We start from the raw sequence: 17329 nt of genomic DNA on the forward strand, positions 1-17329 counted from the left end.
AAAGGGTGGAAGTGTTGAGTGCGAATCTAGACAGACGAAAAAAGTACACGCAGATGGTATTAAAGGATAGTCTAATCCAATTATTAAAAGATAAACCAATTTCTAGCATTACGATAAAGGAAATTTGTGAAAGGGCGGACATTAATCGCTCCACATTCTATTCGCATTACGCCAACCAATATGACCTACTCGGCTCGATTGAGGACGAGTTTCTTGAAGATATGTTGGCAACACTCAGTCAGTTTAATTTTTCCAAAGAAGAAGAAGTGCTGCAGATGACGGAAAAAGTCCTAGACTATATCGCGAGTAAACGTGATCTGTGCCAGACCCTGTTAAGTGAAAATAGCGATATTCACTTTCAACAAAAAGGAATGAAAGTCATGAAGGAGCTCATCTATAAAAACTGGATGACCATTAGTCCAGTGGATCAAGAAACTTTTGAATACTTGAGCATATTTGTCGTTAGTGGCTGCATCCATGTCATTAAAAGCTGGTTGGAAAATGGACTCGACAAATCATCACGGGAAATGGCAGAAATCATCAACAATCTCACCAATAAAGGGATTTCTCATATCGTAAAAACTTGATGCAAGAATGACAAAAAATAAGTACAATAAAGTGAAAAATGTCGAATCATAGGAGTGGCTGTAGATGAAGCTAGGAGACCGTATTCGTTTCTTTAGAATACAACAACACAAAACTCAAGAAGAACTGTCTAGTGGAATTATCTCCGTCTCTTATTTATCAAAAATAGAAAATAACCAAAGTCAACCAAGTGAAGAAGTAATCAATCTACTATGTGAACGCCTCGGCATCCAATTTACCGAGGGGGAGGAAGCAAATCTTTTAGTGGAGATTATGGATTGGTACAAGCTGATCATTGGGGGAAATGGAACCCGAGAAGAAATAGAAGATTTATACAAAACCTTGAAGCAAAAGGTTAGTGAGTCAAAGCATTCTAATATCGTGCTGCATTTTACAGTTTTTGAATTTCGTTATCTTATTCAGTTTGTAAGTATAGAGGAAGCTGGAAGTTCGCTAGGCAAGATTCTAGAAATCACAGACCTTTTTACTGAACAACTTCATTACTATTTTAATAAATTTAAAGGGTTATATGAATATGTAACGCAAGAATACCAAAGGGCATATGACCACTATCAAAAAGCAGAGCATTTTCTTAGTCGGTCTGTGTTTGAAAAGCTAGAAGAGGCAGATTTATATTATGCACTAGGGTTAACGAGTGCCAAGCTCTTGAAAAATTCACTTTGTATTAAATATACCACTCTATCTCTTACCATCTATCAAGCCCTATATCAATATAAGAGATGTGCAGAGTGCCAAATCATGATGGCTATTTCTTATACGAATAGTGCGGAACTAGATAAAGCGGAAGAGTGTTTATTGTTAGCCGAAAAAATAGTTGATACACTAAGTAACTCCAAGGTAAAAGATTATTTAAGTGGATCGATCCATCATAATCTTGGTTATGTATATTCCTGCGGTAAAAAACTAGATGAAGCGATCTATCATTACAAGCAAAGTATTGAATACAAAGTAAAGTATAATGATCAAAAAACGCTTAGCTCCATTCACTCGCTCCTTTTGCTTTTTAATCAAAAAGGTGATACTACGTCTGCGCTTCTTTGGGTGAAAAAAGGTATTGAGAAACTTCAAGATAAAGATATAGAATTTTTCTATCACTTTAAAACTTGGGAGTACATACTAAATGAGCGGACCCCTGAATTCGAAAAGTTCGTAAAGAAAAAGGTAATCCCTTATTTTATAGATACCGAAGATCACGAATATGTAGCAGATTACTGCGAAATTCTAGCAACTTATTATGAAGATCAACGTAAATATAAGCAAGCGAATCATTATTTAAGAATGGCTGCGAGTGAGTTAAGAAAAGCCGTTCCGTTTTAAGGGGCTAAAAACGAATTGTTAAGAATGTGTAAAGTAATGAAAGTGCTACCAATTTTCCTGCCTTAAACCCAGGAAAATTTTTAATATTTTCCTATCTTTTTCTATTCCTAGTCTGATATAATAATAGTGACTAAAGAATCAGAAATGAGGGATAAGGATGGGGATCGGTAAAAATATTAAATATATTCGTACCCAAAAAAGAGTAACTCAAAAAGCCCTAGCCGAAGGTATTTGTTCAATATCTTACCTCTCAAAAATAGAAAATGAGTTAGCTGAACCTAGTCCAGAAGTGCTAAACCAATTCTGTGACCGCCTGGGTATATCTAACGAAGAAATCGACAAACAAAATGATACGTTAGCATTGCTAAAGTCAGAGTTTGATGTTCTGCATAGTATTATTCGTGAAAGAGATAAGGAAAAAGCAGAGCTTAAGTTCAATGAAATTATGACCAATTTTCCTAACCTTATTGAGCCAGAAGCTTATCTGATAAAAGCTCTTTTTGAACTAAGATTAGCTATCATGAATCGTGATAAATTACAGGCTGATACTTTCTTTATAGAGGTAGCTTCTCATATTAATTATCAGTCGGATTGGACAATGCAGTATTATTATAGATACTGTGGACTCTACCAATATCTGTATGGAAGTTACGAGGATGCCATTGAATATTACCTTCTAGCTGAGAGATATCTAGAGGAAGATAAAGAGGAAGTATATTATCATTTAGCTTTAGCTTATTATGAGTTAGATCAAATCTCTATATCAACTTTTTATATAAATCGAGCTTTAGATTTATTTATGAAGAAAAATCAAGTTGAACTTGTAACTAACTGTAAGTTATTGCTAGGTATTAACTATACTAAGCTAAATGAATTTCAAAAAGCTAAAGCCTACTTTAATGAGATATTAGAGAATTCTAATAGAAATAATACTTTTTTAAGGGGCAAAGTTTATCATAGTCTTGGTGTATTATACTCAAAAGAAGGAGATTCCGCCAAAGCAATACAATACTATTTTGAATCTCTAGTAACTAAAGAGAACAGCTCTTCAAAGACTATAACGATGTACTTTTTAGCTAAGGAGTATTATAAGCAAGATGAATTAGAATTGGCGTACGATTGGCTAGAAAAAGGGTTTGAGAATGCTGTAGAAAATCAAGATCAAGACTACAGGGTAAAATTCACTGTATTAAAGTTTTTTATCTTAAGAGAAGAAAATGGAGTGGACTTTGAGGATTACCTAGTTAATGTAGCAATTCCTCACTTCGAAGCTAAAAATGAAACTCATACTGTAAAAGAATATATAGAATTACTAGCTTCTTACTATGAAAGAAATAGACAATATAAGAGTGCGAACGAGTTGTTAAGAAAGCTCATTACTTAAAGGGGGTGAAATGGATGAAAAGCTTATTTAAGAAAATTTCGATTTTATTAGTGGCAATTGTGGTAGCAAGTACGATAAGTTACTCTGTTTCTACAGAGGCTGGTAGTGCTGATTTACCAGAACCATATAGCATTAGCTACTCTAAATTCTAGTACATAGATAACAATAAAATTATTTTCTTAGTGGCAAGGTGAGAACCTATGCCACTTTTTCTTTTTTACACTATAAAAAAGAATAACAGTTAACTATGAAGAATAGTTGTAAAATGGTTTTTATACAGATTTTACATAAATCCTAAAATTTTAGTGCTGTTTCTCAAGCCCATATCATTAAATGATAAAAAAGGAGGCCCCAAATGAACCCCAAACAACAGAATCGCTTCAACAATTTTATCATCATAGTCTTATCCATCAGTATCATAATGAACTTCACCTTACTTACGAAAGTGAACCATATTGAAAATGAGGTTCTTAATATCTCTCATGAGCAACAATATTTGAGTGAAAATGTAAACAATCAAAGCAATCAGATTCATCATTCGTTGAATGAATTTTTTGCGAAACAGAGTTGGATGGGTCCTATTACGATGAATACTGATTCGAAAGAGTTGGATGTGGAGAAACCGGTAGCTACGTTTGAGTGGCAGGTGAAGGAGCTTCAACCTGATTCAAACGTGATCTTCCATTATGCTTATGGTGAAAGTGACAATTTTATTGAACTCCCGGCGGAAGAGCTGCAGCAAGGGTTGTTTCAAGTGAAGGTGCCAGTTGAGGCTAAACTGGAACCACAATGGGAAGCAGTAACGATCATTTCTGGTTCTCATATTGAGGAGAAATCAAAGCAGGCGGAAGAAGAAGCGTATCATGAGCAATCACTAAAATACTTTATATCTGTATCCTATGGTGACACAGTGAGGAGTAGTGAGATTAGTAGCGAATACTTGGGCTACCTTGGTACGAATCTTTATGGAGTTCTTCAAACAGATATCCACTTGAATAAGAACAATATCGGTATCACATTAATGAATCATGGTGTATATGAATCTCACAATCAATTGAGTGAAGTGTATCTATTGTCATACGAGGGTAATAAGTTGGTGAGCGAAGAAGAGATTCCATTTAATGAAGAAATGTCACCACCCGACGGACATATGCGTTTGTACGAACTCAATGATATTAGGAAATATGAAGATATGAAGCTCGTCATCAGAGCCATTTATAGCGATGGAGAAATCTTTGAGCAAGAAGTGTACTAGAAAGGAAGAATCTTTTGGTTCTTCCTTTTTCTCATCATTTTACTTGAAAAGTTAGAGGAACTGTATTCATTAAATAGTTATTCGGTCCAATAGAAAAAGGAGATGTGGAAACGAATAAATCATATTTTCCTTTTTCAAACGTAAGTCCTGTAAGGTTCATGCTGAACTTTTCACCTTTTGACATAGTTTTTTTGATATCAGTAAAATCGACTTGCTTTACAATGCTACCATCCTTCCTGTTCCTGATGGTAATTGTAATTTGGGGTTGTACATCAAATTCAATCCCTTCCCCTACATATTCAAAATACGATGAGATCTCAATCGTATCTTCTTTTTCATACTGTCCCTGATCTGTCTCAATAGAAAGAATAAAGTCATACATTTTGATTTCCTCTTGACTCGGTTCTAGAGAGGTGCTGTTAGCGCAGCTAGCCATAAATATTAAACTAAGTACTATTAATAAAATGCCTCTCATTTACTTAGCCCCTTCTTCTAGTTTCTTAATCTTGTTTTCTAGCTCGTCGACCCGTTCTTCTAACTTATACACCTTGTTTAAAGCCATAATGGGAAATCCAAAGACAGCGAGTAATAATAGACCTCCTACAATGAATTGGCTCATTCTTTCCTCTCCTCTTATCCTATTTTTGTAGTATCTACACTAACTTTAACAAAATTGGAAAAAGAAGTTAATAATTATTTAGAGTAAACTCATTTAGAGTGAAACTTATTACCTTCTTCATTCGTAAATAAATAAACAGTTTTTTTGAGGGAGTTAACTCACTTCAGTGCTTTAAAGCTGTGGGGGCCAGGCCCCCATAGCTTTAAAGCGGTAAAGTTAGGGAGGGGACACGAATGACAAACTCTTGGGATCGACCAAAGTTAACTATTCCTAAAACTAAGGGTGAATGGATATGGGATGTCATAGGATACTTCTCTTTCATAGGCTCTATTGTTTTATTAGTTACCGTTTGGCATCAGCTGCCAGAACAGGTGCCTGCACATTATAATGGCGCAGGAGAAGTAGATCGTTGGGGTTCAAAATGGGAACTACTCATCCTTCCAGGGATTGGAATGTTTATGCTACTACTTATGCAAACGTTAGAAGCATTTCCTGAAACACATAATTATCCAAGCCGCTTTAATCCATCTAATGCGAGACAGTTTTACCTTCAGAGTAGAAAAGTGCTCAATCAGGTGAAAAATATATGTCTTTTGTTGTTTTCTATTATTTTGCTAGAGTCCATTTCCGGTGCCCTCGGTTGGGGACTTGGTCTGAGTAAATTCTTTCTACCTTTGACCATTCTAGGTACGGGAATTCCAATTGTCATAGGTATTTTGAAATTTAGGAAGATCAAATAAGTCCATAGAGGAAGATATGTATGAAAACATGGTGGCACGAAAAGAAAGAGAAGAGAAGAAAAAGACGAAGTGAGAAAAATCCCGGACAATATACGTTTGGTGATTTTATGGCGGATCTACTTCTATGGGTTCCTGAATTATTGCTGTTCCCATTTAGGATATTATTTTGGTTAGTTCGAGGCTTGGGAAGAGTAATTGGGAATTTCTTTGATCTCTTCTAAAGAGTGAATCTTCTCATGGAGGTCACTCTTTTTTTATGCTTTTTTTAGTAATTTACACACTTTGTTACAAGAACCCATTGCATAATTATGGAAACTGTAATATAGTACATTATATCACTAATGCACTAATTCACTACACGCGATGGGAGGTACGATTTTGATTTTAGACACAGACAGCACGAAACCAATCTATGTGCAAATAGCTGAATGGCTAGAAGCAGAGATCCTAAATGGAAACTTAACAGCAGATCAAAAAGTATACTCCCAATATCAGCTTGCCGATATGTACAACATCAACCCAGCAACCGCAGCAAAAGGCCTCAATTTACTAGCAGATGAAAACACCCTATACAAAAAAAGGGGGCTTGGCATGTTCGTATCTCAACATGCAAAGGAGCTAATCCTAACCAAACGAAAAAACCAAACACTTAAGGGACTAGTCAAAGAAATGGTTCTAGAAGCTAAACGCCTACATGTCGACCAAGCAGAGCTTATGGACATGATCAAAAAAGAACTTCAAGAAGAAGATTGATTCGACAAATTTCGGGTGGTGCCTGTCACCTGTCGAGGACTGGGGTTTGGCACTGGAACGAAAAGAGGAATTAAAACGAAGTGATTCGACAAAATTCGGGTGGTGACAGGCACCTGTTTTCAGTCAGTCACACTTCAGAAGGGGGATCAACAATGAACGTAATTGAATGTAACGAGGTTACTAAGGTCTATGGCGGTACAAAAGCCGTAAATTATCTATCGTTCACGATTAAAGAGAACACGATTACGGGTTTAATTGGACGGAATGGAGCGGGGAAATCAACCATCCTGAAACTAATAGCTGGGCATATTAAGATTTCGTCTGGTGAGCTGAGAGTGTTTTCGGAACAACCGTTTAATAGTTTGAAAGTGTCTTCGAATCTAATGTTTGTAGATGAAAATATGGTATTTCCCAATTCTATATCTTTGGCTGCGATACTCAAGGAAGTTGGGAAGTTTTATGCGAATTGGGATGAGGAGTTAGCCAATCGGTTATTCCAGCATTTCTCATTTAAAGAGAATGACCGTTATGACCGTTTATCAAAGGGGAAGAAAAGTACGTTCCATTTTATTGTGGGGTTAGCCGCTCGTTGCTCGATCACGATTTTCGATGAACCAGTTAACGGGATGGATGCATCGGTGAGAAAGGACTTTTACCGAGCGATTCTGAAAGACTATATTGACCACCCGAGAACCATCATTATATCTAGCCACTTACTAACGGAAATGGAAAACCTTTTAGAGGACATCTTGCTCATTAAGGACGGAGAGAAGTGCTTGCATATGTCGGTGCCACGATTAAAGGAATATGCAATCGGATTAACAGGTGCCTCACATGTTATAGAAGAATGGACGGATCGTTCAACGGTGCTGTATAAGAAATCGTTACCTAATAACTATGTCTATGTAGTAATTGAAAACCAATTGAGCAGAGTGGAAAGAGAACAAGCAAAATCAAATGGAGTGGAGTTTACTCAGGTGTCAGCTGAGGAGTTATGTATGATGTTGACGGGTAATATGACAGGAGGGATTGATGATGTCTTTAACAGAAACTAGCGTATCTCAAATAATCCTTAGACAGTACCGTTATAAATGGAATTCCTTTTTCGGGGTCATCACCTCCTTAATTATCACCCAAATGGTAGGAATACTCATTTCTTTAGGAAGTACGAGTGGAGGGGGTTCAAGCTCTGACACTTTATCTGTAAATATATCTTATTTTTCTGGGGATATCATCATCAGCTTTTCATTTATTTGGGCGTTAATTGTTGCGATCCTGTTAACAACGAAGGCGTATCGTTTCGAGGACTTTACCTATGTTACGAATCGATTGACTAGTAATCTATCTAGCATCCTTTTCCTTGTATCGGCAAGCATCGTTGGTGGCATTACGACAATTCTTTCGAGTATATGTTATAAACTCATTGTGGTATTTATCTATCATGACGTTTATCTCATTTATTCTCCCATTTCTTTTAAAGAGCTAGTATTGGCTATGGTAGTCACCACTTTATACATGATCCTGTTTATGTCAATCGGCTATTTAATCGGGATGGTGGGGCAACTCCATCGATTGTTTATGTTTGTATTTCCACCACTGCTTCTGTTTCTTCTATTTAGAAATGATGGGGCTGTAATAGAAAGTTTCATCTTTGAACATTCATTTCTATTATTTTTCATAAAAACGTTTGGAGTTTCGTTCCTATTTTTTGTCCTATCCGTCATCTTTTCTAATCGAATGGAGGTTAGAGTATGAGTGTAACAATGATTCCATTCCTGGTTTTGCTCATTATCTTAGTCCTTGTATTTATACCGGCATTCTCTCCTATGATGAGGTCGAAGAGAATAGGATTTTTATCGATGCTCAATTTTAAATTGCTGGCCGGTATTTACTGTTTATTGCTACTCGTATCACTCTGTATCTTTTATTTACTGCCGACTGACACTTTTTCATCAGTTGATGAAGAATTCGGGCAAGTGGATGTAGAGGAAATGGACCAATACAGAAACTCTATTTATGAAGCACTGTATAAAGGTGACATAGAAGAAACAGAAGGGATCATAAAAAATAAACAATGGGAGTTCCCAATTAGTGGGGAAAAACTGACGCTTACTATGAATGAAGAGCATTCTTCTTTATTGGTTCTAGCAGAAAGAAGTAATGAATTAGACGGAAAGATTGTAGCGACCTATTACACAATGAAGTCTTATATTGACGGAATCTCGTTTTCAGAACAACTCAATTCACCGACTATTAAATTGCAAGATGACAATCTGGTCATTATAGACCCAGAACCGCTAGAGTTACATTTCTATAAACTTAAAAAGGAGTTCCCTATTACTCAGTTCAATCCAGATAAAAGAGAAGAATATATGATGGAAACAACGATTGGGGTCAACGTTCTGTATGTAAAAGTTCCCGAGAATTTAGAGGTCATCGGAAACATTCAGTTTGTGGAGAAATAGTCGGTTGAAACACACGTTAAATAGCGTGTGTTTTTCATTTTAGGCAGTTTTAAAATGGATATTTATGTTAAAATTAATGTATGCAAGAATTTAGGAGGTTACGATGATTTTACATATTCTCCTCATGTGTGGAATACTATACAGTTTTATTATGTTAGCACTCTTATTCAAGAATAGATCAAAAGAAAAATATCACTGGTTGCTTTATATCTCCTTAAATATTACTTGTACAGCATCGTTCTTAATGAATTTGAAGAATTAGGAGGTGTTTTACATGCCAATCTGCAAGCATTGTGGTTGTGAGTGGAGTTGGTACGAAACCTTCAAAAAAATGTTTACCATTAAACATAAGTTAACGTGCCCTTCATGTCATTCTTTTCAATATTTGACGAAAAAATCAAGAAATCGGATGAGCTTATTTAATTTTGTGCCTTTATTGGTTTTCATTCCATTCGTATCTTTTGGTATTAGTATAGGTTATCTCTTGCTACTAGGTTTTATTGTTTTTCTAACGATGTTTCTAATCATGCCTTTCCTGATAGAGTTGAGTAATAAAGAAGAACCAATGTGGTAGATCATGTTTAGGGGTGGTCATTTGAAAAAAATAAAATGGGTCATTATTGCTGTTCCTTTCATTATACTTTTGATTTTTGCAGCTACTTACATTCCGCACAAAGTTGTGGATATGGATGCATCTAACGTTTCAAAAATTACAATTTTTGATGGAAACACAGGATACGAAATGGATATTACTGATAAAAGTAATATCACCTATATCATTAAGAATCTGAACGAAGTAACTTTTCAAAAAGGAAAATCTTCATTTGGATATATGGGATTTAGCTTTAACACCACTATCTTCGATCACGACGGAAAAGTCATACAGAACTTTATCATCAATTCTACTGATACTATCAGGTACAAAGGCTTTTTCTATAGGGCTAAAGATCAACTAATTGATTACGATTACATCGAGCAGTTAGTGAGAAATCAGTAAATAGCTTGAGTATAAGATTCTAGGTAGTTGCGATCATTTGGAGAACACTATAAAGGCTGTTTTCAATTAGAGCGAATAAAATCACATAAAAATAAGGTAAATGAACATAAAGTCCGCTTGGATATGTATATCCAAGCGGACTTTATGTTTATCTTTTCCAGAGTTAGAACTCATGCGGTTCTAATTTCATTACTGCACCAAAATATTGTTGAGCTGTCGTAAAACTGATAAAAGCACAAAGTTCACTTATTTCATCCTCAGAAAAATACTCATTTACTATTTCGAATGCAAAGTCTGGAACCATTCCTTTGGGGTATTTTAAAAACACCTCCGTAAACCCCACTGCAACAGATGTTTTTTCATCAAATGTATCAAGCTCAGGCTTTCCTTTTGCCTTGCAATACTCACAACCATTGCTTTGTGCCAATGTTCTTCTAACTTGTTCTTTTAATTTAGACGACAATAGTCCGTCTTGTTCTAATATTTCTCCTAAATTAGACCATACCTCCATAACTTTTGCATTATGTCCTAAAAGCTTTTGGAAAGGTGTTTTCCCAAAATTTGATTGATTAATTCTTGCCATTTGTATTACCCCCTTGTTACATTAAGTATAAACAGTGAAATATAAAATTCACATTAAACTAGGAATGTGTTTGAGGTTAAAATATTTAAATTATTAACAAAATAGAGAGGTTTTACTTTAAAAATGAAAATAGACGATATTGATAAAAAAATAATTAGTGAATTGGCTGAAAATAGTCGGTTATCAATGAGCGAACTCGGAAGAAGAATTAATTTATCCTCACCATCTGTAACTGAACGAGTAAGACAAATGGAGTCTTTTGGCATTATAAAAAAATATACTCTAGAAATTGACTACGAAAAATTAGGACTACCTATTCAATGTATAGTAGAGGCAACAGTAAAAAATGGGGACTACAAACGATTTATGCATTTCATAGAAAGTCTTCATAATGTTGATTTTTGTTACCGAATAGCGGGTAATGCTTGCTATATGCTTAAAATACACTTTGAAAATTTTGCTAAAGCAGAAGAGTTTATTAATACTGTAAATCCTTATGCTTCGACTGTTACACATTTTATTTTTTCAGAAGTCCAAACAAGTATGAAAGTCGATTCACAGTAACCAAAATTGAAAAAGTTATAATGAGTGCTTTTAAATAAGACAATAACAAAATGGAACGCTTGGATGTTAAACGTTCCATTTTTTACTGCTATTCAATATGCTAAACATACTGGGATGTAGCACGTGATACTATGTGTTTTTTATTTGTTCCCGCAAGCTTTTTATGCTGTTTATTTGTTAGGAATAATTAAGCATTTTAAACTTCTTTAAGAGTAATAACTATTGTTCACACTCTCTGTTTCCCCACAAAAAAATAAGCCGTAATCCATGCCGTGATCGGAATCACAAGTGTCACACCAATCCCTGCACAGAGAATTGTAAGGATTTCTGCACTGAATATTTTCGAATTCACAATTTCGCCTGGTGTATAAGTTAAATCTTTAAACCAAATCAACAGAGCAAGATAGCCACCAAAAAAGGCGAAAAATAACGTGTTCGTACTGGTCCCTAAAATATCCTTCCCAATACTCAAACCAGAGCGGAATAACTCTTTCCGACTAATATCAGGGTGGTGGTAATGAATTTCGCGCATCGGGGAGGAGATCGCGATGGCCGTATCCGTGATAGCTCCAATGGTACTCATGATAATCACTGCCGCCCCAATCTTCACAAAATCTACTCCGATATAAAGCGAAAACGCACTAAGCTCGACAATTTCTTCTTCACCAAATCCTTGAATCTTGGCTTTACTTGTGATGAAAAAGATAAAGATTAGTAAGACCACTGTTGAAATGACAGTAGAAAGAAAGGCTGTTTTGGTTTTACTATTTACTTCATTTATATAGAAAAGGTTAATACAGCTAATCACTACACAAGCAATTAAGGTTAGGATAATCGGATTAATATTCGGGTCGTTCATTAAAATTACCGAGATAATAATGACGCCAAAATTTAAAAATATAGCTATAAACGATCGAATGCCTTTTCTACCACCAATCACAGTCATTAATAGAAAGAGAATGGCGCCTAGCAATACAAGTGTATTCATGCTCTCGCCCTCTTTCTATTTACGAAATAGATTGTCGTGTACAGACCAATTGGAATGGTTAATACTATTCCAATACCTCCTGCTAACGCTCGAGCTAGTTCTAGAGAAAGGTTCATTGATAACGTGAACCCGAATGGGGAGGAATTCTTGAAATAGAGAAGCAACACGGGAATCGAGCCACTAACATAGGCAAAGAACAATATATTCGTCATTGTTCCCATAATATCTCGTCCAATTTCCATCCCAGAAGTAATGAGTGATTTTACGGAAATCTGATGATTTTTTTCATACAAGCTAAAGATGGAAGAGCTCATCGTAATGGCTACGTCCATAACTGCACCAAGTGAACCAAGAAACAATCCCGATAAAAACACCACTTTATAAGGTCGAGTAATAAATTGCAGCTCTTCATATCGTAGCCCTTTTTCTCCAGTGATCCATAACACGAACCAGGTTATGAATAATGAAAGGAACGTACCAAGAAGTGTGGCGACAATAGCGGCATACGTTTTTTCGTTCAAGCCGTTGACGAGTAATAAGGATATAACCGTAAATAAAATGACACTGATACTGCAAATCAGTAGCAAGCTCCAATTAGAATGAGTGATATAAACATCCAGTGCATAAGATAACAGCGCGGCATTCACGACTAAACTGATAATAGAAAGAAACCCTTGTTTTCTCCCTACAAAAAGCAACACAAAAATAAACACCCAAGCCACTAACACGATATATTGATCTCGTTTAACTTCAAGGATTGTTCCTTTCAGGTTCTCATCTATTTTTACAAAGATCTCGTCCCCAACAAAGAATTCGTGATCATACGCCTTCGTTGAGGTGTACTCATTTAGTAATGAAATTTGTGTGCCCTTTTCATCACCATTTTTAATAACCGCCGTGAGAACCTGTGTATATTGAACATCTTCATTTTGAAATTGATCCACCATTTCCGTTTGGTCAATCAGTTGTACTTTTACGATTTCCGCAATAGGGCGTTCATAAAAGGAATGATTGGTATGCACAAAAACCATACTGGCGGCAAAAGCAAGAATGGTGATGGTATAAAAAAGTAGTTGTTTGCTAGTTATTTTCTTTAAAAAATTCAAAATAAACCTCCAGCTCCGAAAAGAGATACTGTCTTACCTTAACCGATTCATCATAGGTATGGCAATTTTGATGTATAAATTTAATGAAGAAGCATAAACTAAAAATTGGTGATGAGTTGAAAAGTAAATTTTTTGACGAAAATTGTAGACAAGTATTTTAGCCTGTGATATATTTATAACTGTTCTTACAAAAGAGCCACATAATATGCGGGTGTAGTTTAGTGGTAAAACCTCAGCCTTCCAAGCTGATGTTGTGAGTTCGATTCTCATCACCCGCTCCATACATATGTTTACAAACGCAGTGTTTCGTTTAAGAGAAAACGGAGTATTGCGTTTTTTATTGTTCTATAGAACAATTTGCAATTCCTCCGTTTACTTGTGTAAACATATTACTCATCGCCGTTAAAAGTTCATGTGCTTCTTCTGATTCCATAGAAGCTAATAAGTATACAATTTGGAGTGCTGACGTCGTTTCTTCTGTAACAGCTGTTCGTTTTGCATCCACATAGGGACTGCCAAATGGACCAGTCTGATCTACTGATACAAGCTTTCCTGAAGCATCGATCTCTCTATTGTTCAACCCTTCGTACGATTCACTTTCACGACCAAGTCTTATTTCAAGATCACCGTTTAACTTGTCCGCATCATAAATCCCTATAGGAATACCATATTGCATGGAAAAGAAGTTGTTAATGTCAGCAGCAGAGTGTATTGTTGTTAAAAATTGTCTTTTTGCTACTCTTCTTAGTAACGCTTCATGAGATGGACGATATTTACTAGGGTCCACACCAAGCTGTTTAAACACTTGTCGCCATTCTTGAATACCTTTTTTAAAGTCAGCCAGAGGAGTGGAGTCAAGATCAATGGCAATCGATTCTTGATACAATTGAAGACGCCCTTTAATCATTTGAGGCGATGCGCCAACTACGATATTTTTATATGTAATAACACCGATTTTAAAACCGGGTATCGTTTGGGCTAGCTTTGAGTCTATAGAAATTTTCAAAAACTTACCTCCTTTTTGAGAACTGTGAAATATGATACTATCACTATATAATTTTGATCAAAACTTATCAAGAAAGGAGTGATTCGCATGGATATTCGTACGTTACAGGAAGAGCTTGTTCAGTATAGTAAAACGATTGGCATTGATAAGATCGGGTTTGCCAGCCCGTCGCCCTTTATTGAATTAAAAGAACGACTTGTGAGACAGCAAGAATTAGGTTACCAGTCTGGTTTTGAAGAGCCAGATCTTGAGAAAAGAACGAACCCAGAGCTTGTTTTACCACAAGCAAAATCTATTATCGCCATCGCGTTAGCTTACCCGTCAAAACTAAAAAATGCACCAAGAAGTACAAAGTCAGAGAGACGCGGTATATTTTGTCGTGCCTCATGGGGACAGGACTATCATGATGTATTACGTGATCGTTTGAAAAAGCTAGAAGCTTTTCTACTTGAACGAGTACCAGATTGTCGTCTGAAATCAATGGTTGATACAGGCGAGCTTTCGGACCGAGCCGTTGCAGAGCGAGCAGGAATCGGCTGGAGCGGGAAAAACTGTGCGATTATCACTCCTGAATTTGGATCATACGTGTACCTAGGCGAAATGATCACAACCATTCCGTTTATTCCAGACAAGCCCATTGAGGATAATTGTGGGACATGTACAAAATGTATTGATGCCTGCCCAACTGGAGCGCTCGTTCAGGGCGGTCAGTTAGATTCAAATAAATGTATTGCGTTTATTACTCAGATTAAAGGATTTATACCTGATCAATATCGTGAAAAGATAGGTAACCGTTTATACGGATGTGATACCTGTCAGCTTGTCTGCCCTGAAAATAAAGGCAAGGATTTTCACTTTCACGCAGAAATGGAACCTGATCCCGAAATCGTAAAGCCGTTGCTAAAGCCATTACTGAGCATTTCAAACCGAGAGTTTAAGGAACGATTTGGTCCCATCTCCGGCTCATGGCGAGGAAAAAAGCCGATTCAACGGAATGCGATTATTGCTTTGGCTCATTATAAGGACGAAACGTCCATTCCTGAGTTAACAAAAGTTCTCTTTGAGGATACGCGTCCGGTCATGAGAGGAACAGCTGCATGGGCGATCGGTAAAATTGGAACAGACGAAAGTCAAAAGTTACTGTTGAAAGCCAAGGCACGCGAAAAAGACGAAGATGTCTTAAACGAAATTGAAAAAGGCTTACAGCTATTAACGAAATCATGAATCTATTCTTCTATTCATACCTATAAAGTAGCACCTCAAAGAAAGGGTGAAATGTAGGATGAATGTGCGAAAAGTGTTAGAAACATATATTTCAGGTAGAGTTCATGCCAATGTCGGTCGTCAGTCTTCAACTCGTAAGGATTGGAACCAGAGATACAGACAGTTAAAAGAAAGAGAAGCGTTAATTGTTAAAAGTCAGGCGCTTTGTGAGATTTCTAAAATAGAAGAAGTCCCAAATGGTGGGAAAAGGGTTCATTATTCCGTTCGCTTCATGGACCTCATCAAACAAAACAATCATTTTGTGAATGAGGAAAATGTTGAAGAGAGAGTTGCCTTCATTCAGCATAATCAGGTGGTAGATGATCAATTAATAACCAATACGATGAATGAAGAGCCTTTTGATGAAAGAGATCTCGTGGCAGAGGATGACGACGAACGTGCACCGTTTATCTACGACCGTAGAGCAGCGGTGCAATATGCGGAGCAATGGTGGGATTCATATAACCCTCAATTCAAGAAGTTTGAAGTAGATTGCACGAACTTTATCTCACAGTGCTTGCACGCAGGCGGCGCATCGATGACGGGTTACCCAAACCGTGGCAAAGGCTGGTGGATGAAAAATGGCAATTGGAGCTATAGTTGGTCCGTCGCGAATGCTTTACGTCGTTATTTACCTAATGCAAAGTCAGGAGTAAGAGCTATCGAAAAAAATAGCGCGGCCGAGTTATCCATTGGTGATGTTATTTGCTATGACTTTGAAGGGGACGGCAAATTCAATCATAACACGATTGTCGTCGCGAAGGACCGAAACAACATGCCACTCGTTAACGCACACACCCATAATAGTCGGATGAGATATTGGTCATACACAGACTCAACAGCCTATACCCCGAACATCAAATATGCTTTTTTACACATTGTGGATGATCGATCGAAGTAGACTTGGCGAATGCCAAGTTTTTTTCATGCTTAATTCTATATTTTCGTTTATGGTATACTACTGAATAGATGATTTGATGACGAGGTGAACAATCGTGGGAATACATGTCGTAATGTATCAACCAGAACTCCCTGCCAATACGGGTAATATCGCACGAAGCTGTGCAGCCACAGACACAACATTACATTTAATTCGTCCCCTGGGCTTCTCGCCAGATGACAAAGTGTTAAAAAGAGCAGGGCTTGATTACTGGCAGCATGTGAACATATATTATTATGACTCACTCGATGAGCTTTTTAATAAATACAAGGACGGAGAATTCTACTACTTAACGAAGTTTGGCCAAAAGCCACATTCGACTTGTGATTACAGTAACCTAGAAAAAGATTATTTCTTTGTTTTCGGAAAAGAATCAGACGGTCTACCGAAGGAATTAATCGAACGGAACATGGATCGCTGTTTACGCATCCCCATGAATGATGAGGTTAGATCACTAAATTTATCAAATACAGCCGCTATTTTAATCTATGAAGTGTTGAGACAGCAAAATTTCCCTGGACTAACGTAAAAAGTCCGGGTTTTTTATTGGGCTTTTGAAGCACGTAGTCCGGAATTGCACACAAATGAAGGGGTAGCGTACAGAAGTCGGGAAGAATTGCACAGTACTTAAGGGAATACGCACAGAACTAACGATTAATTGCACAAAACCAAAAATGAGCTGTTTCAAGTTTATAGTAAAAAGTCGTGGTGTCTAAAACCGATTATAGTGGTAACCGCACAAA

At 36.7% G+C, this 17329-nt stretch carries 23 protein-coding genes and 1 tRNA gene; 18 read left to right on the plus strand and 6 right to left on the minus strand.

All coding sequences use genetic code 11. The features are described 5' to 3' along the window. Nucleotides 1–11 precede the first annotated feature (11 nt). The 5 genes from LT143_RS13030 to LT143_RS13050 all read left to right on the plus strand — a co-directional run bounded on the left by LT143_RS13030 (nt 12) and on the right by LT143_RS13050 (nt 4562). Entirely contained in the window at nt 12–587 is a 576-nt protein-coding gene (locus LT143_RS13030; RefSeq protein ID WP_336296617.1) for a TetR/AcrR family transcriptional regulator, read from the plus strand. 64 nt (nt 588–651) lie between these two features. Beyond that, a complete protein-coding gene (locus LT143_RS13035) occupies nt 652–1923 on the plus strand; it encodes a helix-turn-helix domain-containing protein (protein ID WP_246943620.1) in 1272 nt (423 codons plus the stop codon). A 157-nt stretch (nt 1924–2080) separates the two neighbouring features. Then, nucleotides 2081–3307: a helix-turn-helix domain-containing protein gene (locus tag LT143_RS13040; protein WP_246943622.1), complete on the plus strand. Its 1227-nt coding sequence runs from the start codon at nt 2081–2083 to the stop codon at nt 3305–3307. A 14-nt stretch (nt 3308–3321) separates the two neighbouring features. Continuing rightward, nucleotides 3322–3459 carry a hypothetical protein gene (locus tag LT143_RS13045; protein ID WP_246943623.1) on the plus strand — a complete coding sequence of 46 codons (138 nt, stop codon included), beginning with the start codon at nt 3322–3324 and terminating at the stop codon, nt 3457–3459. 203 nt (nt 3460–3662) lie between these two features. Then, nucleotides 3663–4562, plus strand: a complete 900-nt coding sequence (locus LT143_RS13050; protein ID WP_246943624.1) for a hypothetical protein — start codon at nt 3663–3665, stop codon at nt 4560–4562. Between the two features lie 34 nt (nt 4563–4596). Here LT143_RS13050 and LT143_RS13055 read toward each other — a convergent pair whose 3' ends face one another. Continuing rightward, nucleotides 4597–5037 (minus strand): hypothetical protein, encoded by a 441-nt coding sequence (locus tag LT143_RS13055; protein ID WP_246943625.1) that lies wholly within the window; start codon nt 5035–5037, stop codon nt 4597–4599. Then, the gene (locus LT143_RS13060) at nt 5038–5181 is read right to left on the minus strand and encodes a hypothetical protein (protein WP_246943626.1); all 144 of its coding nucleotides are present in this window, start codon (nt 5179–5181) and stop codon (nt 5038–5040) included. It abuts the gene before it with no gap. Between the two features lie 233 nt (nt 5182–5414). On the opposite strand from LT143_RS13060, the gene LT143_RS13065 reads away from it, so the two are divergent. The 8 genes from LT143_RS13065 to LT143_RS13095 all read left to right on the plus strand — a co-directional run bounded on the left by LT143_RS13065 (nt 5415) and on the right by LT143_RS13095 (nt 10136). Then, nucleotides 5415–5921, plus strand: coding sequence for a DUF1648 domain-containing protein (locus LT143_RS13065; protein ID WP_246943627.1), 507 nt, complete (start codon nt 5415–5417; stop codon nt 5919–5921). A gap of 20 nt (nt 5922–5941) precedes the next feature. Beyond that, the gene (locus LT143_RS13070; RefSeq protein ID WP_246943628.1) at nt 5942–6142 is read left to right on the plus strand and encodes a hypothetical protein; all 201 of its coding nucleotides are present in this window, start codon (nt 5942–5944) and stop codon (nt 6140–6142) included. A gap of 157 nt (nt 6143–6299) precedes the next feature. Then, complete coding sequence (locus LT143_RS13075) at nt 6300–6674, plus strand: GntR family transcriptional regulator (RefSeq protein ID WP_246943629.1); 375 nt, start codon at nt 6300–6302, stop codon at nt 6672–6674. 152 nt (nt 6675–6826) lie between these two features. Continuing rightward, nucleotides 6827–7729, plus strand: a complete 903-nt coding sequence (locus tag LT143_RS13080; RefSeq protein WP_246943631.1) for an ATP-binding cassette domain-containing protein — start codon at nt 6827–6829, stop codon at nt 7727–7729. Further along, nucleotides 7710–8429 (plus strand): hypothetical protein, encoded by a 720-nt coding sequence (locus LT143_RS13085; RefSeq protein WP_246943633.1) that lies wholly within the window; start codon nt 7710–7712, stop codon nt 8427–8429. The genes LT143_RS13080 and LT143_RS13085 overlap by 20 nt, the downstream gene beginning before the upstream one ends. Continuing rightward, nucleotides 8426–9139 (plus strand): hypothetical protein, encoded by a 714-nt coding sequence (locus LT143_RS13090; RefSeq protein ID WP_246943634.1) that lies wholly within the window; start codon nt 8426–8428, stop codon nt 9137–9139. The genes LT143_RS13085 and LT143_RS13090 overlap by 4 nt, the downstream gene beginning before the upstream one ends. A 274-nt stretch (nt 9140–9413) precedes the next feature. Then, nucleotides 9414–9713: a TIGR04104 family putative zinc finger protein gene (locus tag LT143_RS20760; RefSeq protein ID WP_418909834.1), complete on the plus strand. Its 300-nt coding sequence runs from the start codon at nt 9414–9416 to the stop codon at nt 9711–9713. A gap of 3 nt (nt 9714–9716) precedes the next feature. Further along, nucleotides 9717–10136 carry a hypothetical protein gene (locus LT143_RS13095; protein ID WP_246943636.1) on the plus strand — a complete coding sequence of 140 codons (420 nt, stop codon included), beginning with the start codon at nt 9717–9719 and terminating at the stop codon, nt 10134–10136. A gap of 163 nt (nt 10137–10299) precedes the next feature. On the opposite strand, the gene LT143_RS13100 is transcribed toward LT143_RS13095, so the two are convergent. Then, nucleotides 10300–10719: a carboxymuconolactone decarboxylase family protein gene (locus tag LT143_RS13100; RefSeq protein WP_246943638.1), complete on the minus strand. Its 420-nt coding sequence runs from the start codon at nt 10717–10719 to the stop codon at nt 10300–10302. 123 nt (nt 10720–10842) lie between these two features. On the opposite strand from LT143_RS13100, the gene LT143_RS13105 reads away from it, so the two are divergent. Then, on the plus strand, nt 10843–11283 hold the full coding sequence (locus LT143_RS13105) for an Lrp/AsnC family transcriptional regulator (RefSeq protein ID WP_246943640.1): 441 nt from the start codon (nt 10843–10845) through the stop codon (nt 11281–11283). 226 nt (nt 11284–11509) lie between these two features. On the opposite strand, the gene LT143_RS13110 is transcribed toward LT143_RS13105, so the two are convergent. After that, nucleotides 11510–12271: a YibE/F family protein gene (locus tag LT143_RS13110; protein WP_246943642.1), complete on the minus strand. Its 762-nt coding sequence runs from the start codon at nt 12269–12271 to the stop codon at nt 11510–11512. Beyond that, nucleotides 12268–13380: a YibE/F family protein gene (locus LT143_RS13115; RefSeq protein WP_246943770.1), complete on the minus strand. Its 1113-nt coding sequence runs from the start codon at nt 13378–13380 to the stop codon at nt 12268–12270. The genes LT143_RS13110 and LT143_RS13115 overlap by 4 nt, the downstream gene beginning before the upstream one ends. A gap of 204 nt (nt 13381–13584) precedes the next feature. Between LT143_RS13115 and LT143_RS13120 the strand changes: the two genes are divergently transcribed. Further along, nucleotides 13585–13658 (plus strand) — tRNA-Gly (locus LT143_RS13120). 56 nt (nt 13659–13714) lie between these two features. On the opposite strand, the gene LT143_RS13125 is transcribed toward LT143_RS13120, so the two are convergent. Beyond that, the gene (locus LT143_RS13125) at nt 13715–14383 is read right to left on the minus strand and encodes a B3/B4 domain-containing protein (RefSeq protein ID WP_246943644.1); all 669 of its coding nucleotides are present in this window, start codon (nt 14381–14383) and stop codon (nt 13715–13717) included. 87 nt (nt 14384–14470) lie between these two features. Between LT143_RS13125 and queG the strand changes: the two genes are divergently transcribed. From queG to trmL, 3 genes are all read left to right on the plus strand, one after another. Continuing rightward, the gene (gene queG, locus LT143_RS13130) at nt 14471–15607 is read left to right on the plus strand and encodes a tRNA epoxyqueuosine(34) reductase QueG (RefSeq protein ID WP_246943646.1); all 1137 of its coding nucleotides are present in this window, start codon (nt 14471–14473) and stop codon (nt 15605–15607) included. A 58-nt stretch (nt 15608–15665) separates the two neighbouring features. Further along, nucleotides 15666–16547 carry an amidase domain-containing protein gene (locus LT143_RS13135; RefSeq protein ID WP_246943648.1) on the plus strand — a complete coding sequence of 294 codons (882 nt, stop codon included), beginning with the start codon at nt 15666–15668 and terminating at the stop codon, nt 16545–16547. 94 nt (nt 16548–16641) lie between these two features. Next, the gene (gene trmL, locus LT143_RS13140) at nt 16642–17115 is read left to right on the plus strand and encodes a tRNA (uridine(34)/cytosine(34)/5-carboxymethylaminomethyluridine(34)-2'-O)-methyltransferase TrmL (protein ID WP_246943649.1); all 474 of its coding nucleotides are present in this window, start codon (nt 16642–16644) and stop codon (nt 17113–17115) included. Nucleotides 17116–17329: the final 214 nt, after the last annotated feature.

This window comes from Bacillus pinisoli (genome assembly GCF_023036475.1).
Lineage (GTDB): Bacteria > Bacillota > Bacilli > Bacillales > SA4 > Bacillus_BS > Bacillus_BS pinisoli.

Coding starts and splice junctions, on each gene's coding strand:
- LT143_RS13105 (WP_246943640.1), top strand. CDS start 10,843: ATGAAAATAGACGATATTGATAAAAAAATAATTAGTGAATTGGCTGAA.
- LT143_RS13135 (WP_246943648.1), top strand. CDS start 15,666: ATGAATGTGCGAAAAGTGTTAGAAACATATATTTCAGGTAGAGTTCAT.
- LT143_RS13035 (WP_246943620.1), top strand. CDS start 652: ATGAAGCTAGGAGACCGTATTCGTTTCTTTAGAATACAACAACACAAA.
- LT143_RS20760 (WP_418909834.1), top strand. CDS start 9,414: ATGCCAATCTGCAAGCATTGTGGTTGTGAGTGGAGTTGGTACGAAACC.
- LT143_RS13045 (WP_246943623.1), top strand. CDS start 3,322: ATGAAAAGCTTATTTAAGAAAATTTCGATTTTATTAGTGGCAATTGTG.
- LT143_RS13110 (WP_246943642.1), bottom strand. CDS start 12,271: ATGAATACACTTGTATTGCTAGGCGCCATTCTCTTTCTATTAATGACT.
- LT143_RS13085 (WP_246943633.1), top strand. CDS start 7,710: ATGTCTTTAACAGAAACTAGCGTATCTCAAATAATCCTTAGACAGTAC.
- LT143_RS13080 (WP_246943631.1), top strand. CDS start 6,827: ATGAACGTAATTGAATGTAACGAGGTTACTAAGGTCTATGGCGGTACA.
- LT143_RS13065 (WP_246943627.1), top strand. CDS start 5,415: ATGACAAACTCTTGGGATCGACCAAAGTTAACTATTCCTAAAACTAAG.
- LT143_RS13040 (WP_246943622.1), top strand. CDS start 2,081: ATGGGGATCGGTAAAAATATTAAATATATTCGTACCCAAAAAAGAGTA.
- queG (WP_246943646.1), top strand. CDS start 14,471: ATGGATATTCGTACGTTACAGGAAGAGCTTGTTCAGTATAGTAAAACG.
- LT143_RS13055 (WP_246943625.1), bottom strand. CDS start 5,037: ATGAGAGGCATTTTATTAATAGTACTTAGTTTAATATTTATGGCTAGC.
- LT143_RS13060 (WP_246943626.1), bottom strand. CDS start 5,181: ATGAGCCAATTCATTGTAGGAGGTCTATTATTACTCGCTGTCTTTGGA.
- LT143_RS13095 (WP_246943636.1), top strand. CDS start 9,717: ATGTTTAGGGGTGGTCATTTGAAAAAAATAAAATGGGTCATTATTGCT.
- LT143_RS13100 (WP_246943638.1), bottom strand. CDS start 10,719: ATGGCAAGAATTAATCAATCAAATTTTGGGAAAACACCTTTCCAAAAG.
- LT143_RS13070 (WP_246943628.1), top strand. CDS start 5,942: ATGAAAACATGGTGGCACGAAAAGAAAGAGAAGAGAAGAAAAAGACGA.
- LT143_RS13090 (WP_246943634.1), top strand. CDS start 8,426: ATGAGTGTAACAATGATTCCATTCCTGGTTTTGCTCATTATCTTAGTC.
- LT143_RS13050 (WP_246943624.1), top strand. CDS start 3,663: ATGAACCCCAAACAACAGAATCGCTTCAACAATTTTATCATCATAGTC.